This window comes from uncultured Allobosea sp. (assembly GCF_945956895.1).
GTDB lineage: Bacteria > Pseudomonadota > Alphaproteobacteria > Rhizobiales > Beijerinckiaceae > Allobosea.
On the sequence record NZ_CAMFJF010000092.1, the window covers coordinates 1 to 8,105 of the forward strand.

Consider the following 8,105-nt stretch of genomic DNA (forward strand, 5'->3'; position numbering starts at 1 on the left):
GGTGCATCTGCGAGACGATGACGCGCTCGGTGCCGTTGACGATGAAGGTGCCGTTATCGGTCATGAGCGGCATGTCGCCCATGTAGACATCCTGCTCCTTGATGTCCTTGACCGACTTGGCCTGGGTGTCCGGATCGATATCGAACACGATCAGGCGCAGCGTGACCTTGAGCGGCGCCGAGAAGGTCATGCCGCGCTGGCGGCACTCGTCGACGTCGTATTTCGGCGGCTCGAAGGTGTACTTGACGAACTCCAGCAGCGAGGCGCCGGAGAAATCGCCGATCGGGAAGACCGACTTGAAGACGGACTGAAGGCCCTCGTCGGCGCGGCCGCCCTTGGGCTCGTCGACCATCAGGAACTGGTCGTAGGACGCCTTCTGAACCTCGATGAGGTTCGGCATCTCCGCCACTTCCTTGAGTTTGCCGAAGAACTTGCGGACGCGCCTGCGACCCTGGAGCGAATTGACCATGTTGTTCCTCGCAATCTCTTCGGACGGCTCACCCGGTGGTCCGGACAAGGACGGCGCCAGGCCGCCGGGTGAGCCGCTCGGCGCCGCACGCGCCGACCCTGCATTTCCATCGGAACCACGCCGCAAGGTTGCAACAGGCTCCAGCAACAACTCCCGCGCATTTACGCGGAAACGACGCAACAGCCCCGGAGGCATTAAGCGCCCCGGGACTGTCGATAGTGACTACGGTCGGACCGGCATCAGCCGGCCCTAGCTCACTTGAGCTCGACCTTGGCGCCGACGGCCTCGAGCTGCTTCTTGAGCTTCTCGGCCTCGTCCTTGGCAACGCCTTCCTTGAGCGGCTTCGGAGCGCCTTCGACCAGGTCCTTGGCTTCCTTCAGGCCCAGGCCGGTGATGGCGCGGACTTCCTTGATCACCTCGATCTTCTTGTCGCCGGCGGCGGCAAGAACGACGGTGAACTCGGTCTGCTCTTCAGCAGCGGCGGCGGCAGCGCCGCCGGCAGCCGGGCCAGCCGCAACGGCGACGGCGGCGGCAGCGGAAACGCCCCACTTCTCTTCGAGCATCTTGGCGAGGTCAGCGGCCTCGAGAACGGTGAGCGACGACAGCTCGTCGACGAGCTTGGCGAGATCGGCCATGTTTAACTTCCTGTCTTAAGAGGTTCGAACGATAAGGGTTTGCTGGCTATCAAGCCGCATTCTTGTCGGCATAAGCCTGAACCACGCGAGCCAGCTTGCCGGCGGGCGCGTTCGTGAGCTGCGCGAGCTTCGTAGCCGGGGCCTGGATAAGGCCGATGAGCTTGGCGCGCATTTCGTCGAGCGAGGGCATCGTGGCCAGAGCCTTGACACCATCGGGGTTCAGGGCGGTCGTGCCCATCGCGCCGCCCAGGATGACGAGCTTGTCGTTCTCCTTGGCGAAAGCGGTGGCGACCTTCGGCGCCGCGACCGGATCGTTTGAATAAGCGATCAGGGTGGGACCCGTCAGCAGCTTGCTGATGGACGCGACGTCGGTGCCTTCAAGAGCGATCTTGGCCAAGCGGTTCTTTGCGACCTTAACAGTGGCGCCATTCGCCTTCATCTCGCGACGAAGCTTCTGGAACTGGGCCACGGTCAAACCCGCATAGTGGGCCACGACGACGACCGACGTGTTCGCAAACACGCCGTTCAGCGACGCGACGGCATCTTTCTTTGCCGCTTTATCCACTGGGCTCTCTCCGGTAGGCGACAAGCTTTGAGGCTCGCCGCCGGTTGCAAATGCCGCTTCCCGAAACCCCGGTTGACACCGGCGTCCCGCAAAGCGACGCTTGGTGCCCTGTCCCCGCTCCCGAACCCACGAAGGGCCGCGATCGGGCGAGATGGTTCGAACCGTGTTTTCCGGATCTCGCGATCCGGGACTAAGCTCTTGCACCGTCTATGCAGGCCTCTTGGCGAAATTATGCTCCCGGACGAACCGGGAAGGCACCTGCAGTCTCAGACAGGACTGGATGATTCTGACCTCGGAAATCGCTCTCCGTGGCCTCAATCACCCATTCTTCGGCGGAAAACCGCCGAAAAACGCGAAACAGACCCCTTCGTGCCAGGCACGCCGGAGCCCCTTCACTTGTGGAAACAAGCTGCGTCATAACGCTTTAGCCTGCTTCTGCCAAGTAGGCTCTTGACTTCACGAAATCAAGAGCGGGTGGGCGGCCGTTGATCCAGCCGCCCTACCCTCAAGCGTGTCAGCCGCCGATGACGGTGTTCGGCTCGATCTTGACGCCCGGGCCCATGGTCGACGACAGGGCGACGCGCTGGATATAGGTGCCCTTGGCGCCGGCGGGCTTCGCCTTGGCGACGGAGTCGACGAACGCCTTGATGTTCTCCGAGAGCTTCTCGGCCGAGAACGAGGCCTTGCCGACGGCGGCGTGGACGATACCGGCCTTCTCGACGCGGAACTCGACCGAACCGCCCTTCGAGGCGGCGACGGCGGCGGTCACGTCCATGGTGACGGTGCCGACGCGCGGGTTCGGCATCAGGCCGCGCGGGCCGAGCACCTTACCGAGACGGCCGACGAGACCCATCATGTCCGGGGTCGCGATGCAGCGATCGAAGTTGATCTCACCCTTCTGAACGGTCTCGACCAGCTCCTCGGCGCCGACGATGTCGGCACCCGCAGCCTTGGCCTCATCGGCCTTGGCGCCACGGGCGAAGACGGCGACGCGCAGCGTGCGGCCCGAACCGTTCGGCAGGTTGCAGACGCCGCGGACCATCTGGTCGGCGTGACGCGGATCGACGCCGAGATTCATCGCGATCTCGACAGTCTCGTCGAACTTGGCGTTGGCGCGCTCCTTGATGAACGTGACAGCCTGGTCGAGCGAATACAGCTTGGTGCGGTCAATGCCTTCACGGCCCTTGACGACGCGCTTTCCGACATGTGCCATTGGTCAGCCTCCCTCAGCCCACGACTTCCAGGCCCATGGACCTGGCCGAGCCACGGATCATGGCCGAAGCCGATTCGACGGTGTCGCAGTTGAGATCGGCCATCTTCTTCTCGGCGATCTCGGAGATCTGCGCAGCGGTGACCTTGCCGACATTGGCGCCCTTGCCCGGGGTCTTCGAACCCGCGGTCAGGCCGGCGGCCTTCTTCAGCCAGTACGAGACCGGCGGCTGCTTCATCTCGAAGGTGAAGGAACGATCGGCATACGCGGTGATGATCACCGGAATCGGCATGCCCTTTTCCATCTGCTGGGTCTTCGCATTGAAGGCCTTGCAGAATTCCATGATGTTGAGGCCGCGCTGACCCAGCGCCGGACCGATCGGCGGCGACGGATTGGCCGCGCCCGCCGGAACCTGAAGCTTCACGTAGCCCGTGATCTTCTTCGCCATGATGGCTGCTCCTGCCGTCCGCTCCGCTGCCTATTCGGAACGACGACGACCCCGCCTGCCGATGCTCTTCATCGGGGCCGGGGTGGTTGCAGTGCGTGGTGCGGCGCCTGTGATCCGGCTGGCGACCGGCACGCCTCCCACGCGGTTGAGGCGCGCCCTATGACATAAGGCAGCGCCGAAGGGAAGTGGATTCGTTAATGGCGAACCACAGCCCTCATCCTGAGGAGCAAGCGGAGCTTGCGTCTCGAAGGATGTTCCAGATGATTCCGGAGCCTCCTGAAGCATCCTTCGAGACGCCGCTGAAGCGGCTCCTCAGGATGAGGGTTCCGGAATGGGATCGAAAAGCCTCAGAGCTTCTCGACCTGCCCGTATTCCAGCTCGACCGGTGTGGCGCGGCCGAAGATCGAGACCGCGACCTTGAGGCGGGCGCGGGCGTGGTCGACATCCTCGACAACGCCGTTGAACGAAGCGAACGGCCCGTCCGCGACCTTGACCTGCTCGCCGACCTCGAAAACGATCGTCGGCTTCGGCCGCTCGATGCCCTCGGCGACCTGCCCCTTGATGCGCATCGCCTCATGCTCGGGGATCGGCATGGGCTTGGCCTTGTCGGCGCCCAGGAAGCCGGTGACCTTCGGCGTGTTCTTGATGAGGTGATAGACCTCGTCGGTCATCTCGCACTTCACCAGGACGTAGCCCGGGAAGAACTTGCGCTCGGTGTCGACCTTGCGGCCGCGGCGAACCTCGACGACCTTCTCGGTCGGCACCAGAACCTCGTCGAACTTGTCGGCGAGGTTGCGCTGCGCCGCCTGGTCGCGAATCGACTGGGCGACCTTGTTCTCGAAGTTCGAATAAGCGTGGACGATATACCAGCGGGTGCTCACGTTCGTAATTCCGTTCAACGGGCGCCGAGGATGAGGCCGAGACCCCACCGGATGATGGTGTCGGTGAAGAGGAAGAACAGGCTGGACAGGACCACCATGGCGAGCACGAGGCCCGTGGTGATCAGCGTCTCGCGGCGCGACGGCCAGGTGACCTTGGTCGCCTCGGAGCGCACATCCTGCAGGAACTGGAAGGGATTGGATTTCGCCATGAACCACCTCGGGTTCCGATCCGGCCTGCGCCCTTGCGCGATGCCGATTCGGCCGTCCTGAAACATTCGCGGCGCGGGACCCGGGGAGGGTCGCGCGCCGACATTCCAAGCCTCTTACATCGCTTGCAGCCTTTAGCCAAGCCCCTTTCGGGCCCGGCCCGCTCTCAGGTCCGGCTCGCCGCGATCAGCAGGAAGAACGGCCGCTCGCGCTCCTTCGCCCAGCTTGGCTCCTTCGCCACCTGCTCCGGGCTCGGAGCCCATTCGACCAGCCTGTCGAGCCGGAAGCCGGCGCCCAGCAGCAGGTCGAGATAGGTCGCGATCATGCGGTGACGCTTGACCACGCCCTCGGCGAGCCAGTTGCTCACCCGCCTGCCCTCGTCATGGTAGCCGTTGACCGGCCAGGTCGCGCGATCATCGGCATCGGCAAGCCATTCCTGTCGCACGGGCGCGGTCATGATCGGATGCTCGACCGAGCAGACGAGGCTGCCGCCCGGCCTCAGCGCCGCATGCACCCGCTCGAACAGCCCGGCGAGATTCGCGATATAGTGGAAAGCGAGCGAGCTATAGGCGAGATCGAAGACACCGACCGGCGGCGCGAAGCTTTCGAGGTCGGCGCGCTCATAGGCGATGCGGGAATCATCCGTCTCGCGCCGCGCCCGCTCCAGCATCTTCCCGGAAACGTCGACGCCGAGCACGCTCGCGGCCCCCCTCGCCGGCCGCGAAGCGGCAGAACCAGCCGAAGCCGCAGCCGAGATCGAGCACGCTCTGGCCGGCCAGTTCCGGCAGCATCCCGCGCAGCACAGGCCATTCCGGCGCGCCGCCCAGACCATGGACCGAACGCGGCAACCGGCAGTAGCCTGCGAAGAAGGCTTCATCGTCGTAGATGTTCTGGGTCATGGATGCCTCGCCAACCTGCTTGGGCATCCGGGCGTCTAGTCGCCAGTGGGACGACTGGCAGGGGCAGCAGGGCTCGAACCCGCGACCTGCGGTTTTGGAGACCGCCGCTCTACCAACTGAGCTATACCCCTGCAGGTGGGCGTCATGTGCCCCAAGGCGCGGCGCATTTCAAGTCGAAATCGCGCGTCATCCTCATTTGCTGTAGGGGCCGAGCTCGCGCGCATAGCGCTCGACCAGTTTCAGCCCGAATTCGGTGGGCCTCAGCGCCGGGCCGCGATCATGGATCGGGATGCCGGCGCGCGCGCCGAAAATGCGCTTGCCGTAGCAAAGCAGCGTCTCGATCGACTGCATGATGAAGGTGATCGCGGGCAGGACATCGCGATAGGCGGCATCCGCCCCCGCTTCGTCGCCGGCCTTGTAGCGGGCATAGGCGCGCAGCGCGTAGTCGATCGTATCCGGCGCCAGGATCATGCCGGCGCAGCCCGCGCGGAAATTGTCGATGAGCTCGAGCCCGCCGCGCCCATTGAGAATCGGTAGGCGGCCCTCGGTCACCGCGATCAGCCGCTCGATCTCGACGACGGAGCCCTCGCCCTTGATCAGGCTGATATTGGGATAGCGCCGCGTCAGCTCGCGGATATCCTCCGCCGAGAGGCCGCGGCCCATATAGGCCGGCGCGTTCTGGATCGCGACCGGCAACGTCGTCGTCTCGGCGATGCGCCCGAAGAAGCTGATATATTCGGCGGCGCCGAAGCTGCCGACCATCGGCGGCTGGAGAATCACCCAGTCGGCGCCGTTCTTTTCGGCGACCTTCACCAGCGCGGCTTGCTCGGCCACCGACGAGCCGAAAATGGTGAAGGCGAGCGGTTTCTTTCCCGCCACGTCCTCCGCCATCCATTCCATCACGGTGCAGCGCTCGGTGAAGCTGAGTTTGGAAACCTCGGTGGCCAACCCGAGCGCCGCCATGCCCTGCACGTCGAGATCGAGGCTGATCTGCGCCTGCTTGCGCATGGCTGCCCGGTCGAGCCGCTCATGCGCGTCGAACAGCGCGAAGACGATCGAATGGATACCCGGAAACGGCGGCGCGAAACCCATGAGACAAACCTCCCCTGGGCCGGCTGACAGGTTGTCCGCGTTCGGCACGGATCGGGAAACGGCCCTTCCTTGATTTCTAGGGATCTATAACTGGAACGGACAAGCCCGTGGAGGAAGGGGTGCCCTGCGCCACCGGCACGGCTCAGGCGATGTCCAGCCAGCGCCCTTCCCGCGCCGAGGCCTGGATGGTCTCCACCAGCATCTGGATGCGCTGCCCTGCCCGGAAATCGAACGGCTCGGGCCCCAGGCCGGCAATCGCCTCCATGAAGCGCGCGACCTCGATCGCTTTCAGGTCGTTGAAGCCAAGCTGATGGCCCGGTGCCACGCAGAACAGTCCATAGGGCTCATGCTCCGGCCCGGCCTCGATCCTGCGGAAACCACGCCGCCCGGCGGCATCGGCCATGCTGTAGACATGCAGCTCATTGAGGCGCTCCTGCGTGAAGAGCAGCGCACCTTTGGTGCCGTAGACCTCGAAATCATGCTGCATCTTGCGACCGGTCGCGATCCAGCTCGCCTCGATGCTGCCGCTCGCGCCACTAGCGAAGCGCAGAAAGGCACGGCTGGTATCGTCGACCGTGACCACGCGATGCCCGCCCCGCCCGTCAAGCCGGCTGGCGATAGCGGTGACGCAATCCCCCATCACCCTCTCGATCGGTCCGAGCAGGAACTCCGCCGTCGCCAGCGCATGGCTGCCGATATCGGCAAGCGCCCCGCCGCCCGCCGGCTCATGCCGGAAGCCGAAAGGCGTCGAGGCATCGGCCATGTAGTCCTCGGCATGGATGCCGCGATAGCTTCTGACATCGCCGATCTCGCCGGCCCGGATCATCTCCCGCGCCAACCCGAGCATCGGGTTGCAGAGGTAGTTGAATCCAACCTGCGTCTTGATCTTTGCGGCAGCCGCCGCATCGGCCATCTCGCGCGCCTCGGCCGCCGTCGGCGCCAGCGGCTTCTCGCAATAGACATGCTTGCCATTGGCGATCGCTGCGAGCGCCATTTCGCGATGGAAGGCGTTCGGCGCGGTAATGTCGATCAGGTCGATCTCGGGATCGGCGACGAGGCTGCGCCAGTCGCCGCTGGAGCGCGTGAAGCCTAGCGTCCGCGCCGCCGCTGCCGCGAGCGTTTCATCCCGATCCGCGACCGTATGGAGCTCGAGCTCGAAAGGCAGGTTGAAGACGCGCTGGGCGGCGGCGAAGCCGAAGGCATGGGCCTTGCCCATGAAACCCGTGCCGATCAGGCCGATCCTCAGCCTTGGCTTTCCCATCGTCATCGGCGTCTCCCCACGGTCGCTCTCGCAGCGGCAACCGTTCCGGAACAGATAGCCGGCTGATTTTCGGAGCGCTACGGCACGCTGATGGATAGCTGTGTACAGTAAGTGTGAAACCTGCTCCTTGCTCCCTGTGGACCTTCTCTGCGTCCGCTACGTGACCATGGAAGCGCGGATATCCCGGACAGAGCACAGCGGAGACCGGAGGCCTATACCCGAACCTTGACCGGAAGCACTCCGGCATGGATCCTGGGTCGAGCCCGGGATGACCGCGAGGTTCAGAGTACGGTTGGCCTGCTCCAGGCGATATCGCTCGCCCAAAGAAAAAGGGCGGTGTTGCCACCGCCCTTTCCCAAATCAGTCTGCTTGCTGTCGATCAGGCGATGATCGAGGCGACGACGCCGGCGCCGACGGTGCGGCCGCCTTCGCGGATGG

The 8,105-nt window shown here is 64.7% G+C and carries 8 protein-coding genes, 1 tRNA gene and 2 pseudogenes; all 11 read right to left on the reverse strand.

The window, feature by feature from the left end:
- Window positions 1–469, reverse strand: a pseudogene (locus Q0Q02_RS21815) (DNA-directed RNA polymerase subunit beta); the annotation flags it as partial.
- A gap of 254 nt (window positions 470–723) precedes the next feature.
- Window positions 724–1,104, reverse strand: coding sequence for a 50S ribosomal protein L7/L12 (gene rplL / locus Q0Q02_RS21820; RefSeq protein ID WP_173045795.1), 381 nt, complete (start codon window positions 1,102–1,104; stop codon window positions 724–726).
- A 49-nt stretch (window positions 1,105–1,153) separates the two neighbouring features.
- Entirely contained in the window at window positions 1,154–1,669 is a 516-nt protein-coding gene (gene rplJ, locus Q0Q02_RS21825; RefSeq protein ID WP_293812676.1) for a 50S ribosomal protein L10, read from the reverse strand.
- Window positions 1,670–2,183: 514 nt separating this feature from the next.
- Window positions 2,184–2,882 carry a 50S ribosomal protein L1 gene (gene rplA, locus Q0Q02_RS21830; RefSeq protein ID WP_047577919.1) on the reverse strand — a complete coding sequence of 233 codons (699 nt, stop codon included), beginning with the start codon at window positions 2,880–2,882 and terminating at the stop codon, window positions 2,184–2,186.
- 13 nt (window positions 2,883–2,895) lie between these two features.
- Window positions 2,896–3,327: a 50S ribosomal protein L11 gene (rplK, locus tag Q0Q02_RS21835; protein ID WP_293812678.1), complete on the reverse strand. Its 432-nt coding sequence runs from the start codon at window positions 3,325–3,327 to the stop codon at window positions 2,896–2,898.
- Between the two features lie 347 nt (window positions 3,328–3,674).
- Window positions 3,675–4,208: a transcription termination/antitermination protein NusG gene (gene nusG / locus Q0Q02_RS21840; RefSeq protein WP_265059856.1), complete on the reverse strand. Its 534-nt coding sequence runs from the start codon at window positions 4,206–4,208 to the stop codon at window positions 3,675–3,677.
- A gap of 14 nt (window positions 4,209–4,222) precedes the next feature.
- Entirely contained in the window at window positions 4,223–4,417 is a 195-nt protein-coding gene (gene secE / locus Q0Q02_RS21845; RefSeq protein WP_265059857.1) for a preprotein translocase subunit SecE, read from the reverse strand.
- 164 nt (window positions 4,418–4,581) lie between these two features.
- A pseudogene (locus tag Q0Q02_RS21850) lies at window positions 4,582–5,314 on the reverse strand (class I SAM-dependent methyltransferase).
- A 55-nt stretch (window positions 5,315–5,369) separates the two neighbouring features.
- Window positions 5,370–5,445 (reverse strand) — tRNA-Trp (locus tag Q0Q02_RS21855).
- Window positions 5,446–5,506: 61 nt separating this feature from the next.
- Complete coding sequence (locus Q0Q02_RS21860; protein ID WP_293812680.1) at window positions 5,507–6,406, reverse strand: dihydrodipicolinate synthase family protein; 900 nt, start codon at window positions 6,404–6,406, stop codon at window positions 5,507–5,509.
- Between the two features lie 142 nt (window positions 6,407–6,548).
- The gene (locus Q0Q02_RS21865; RefSeq protein WP_293812682.1) at window positions 6,549–7,667 is read right to left on the reverse strand and encodes a Gfo/Idh/MocA family oxidoreductase; all 1,119 of its coding nucleotides are present in this window, start codon (window positions 7,665–7,667) and stop codon (window positions 6,549–6,551) included.
- Window positions 7,668–8,105 lie beyond the last annotated feature (438 nt).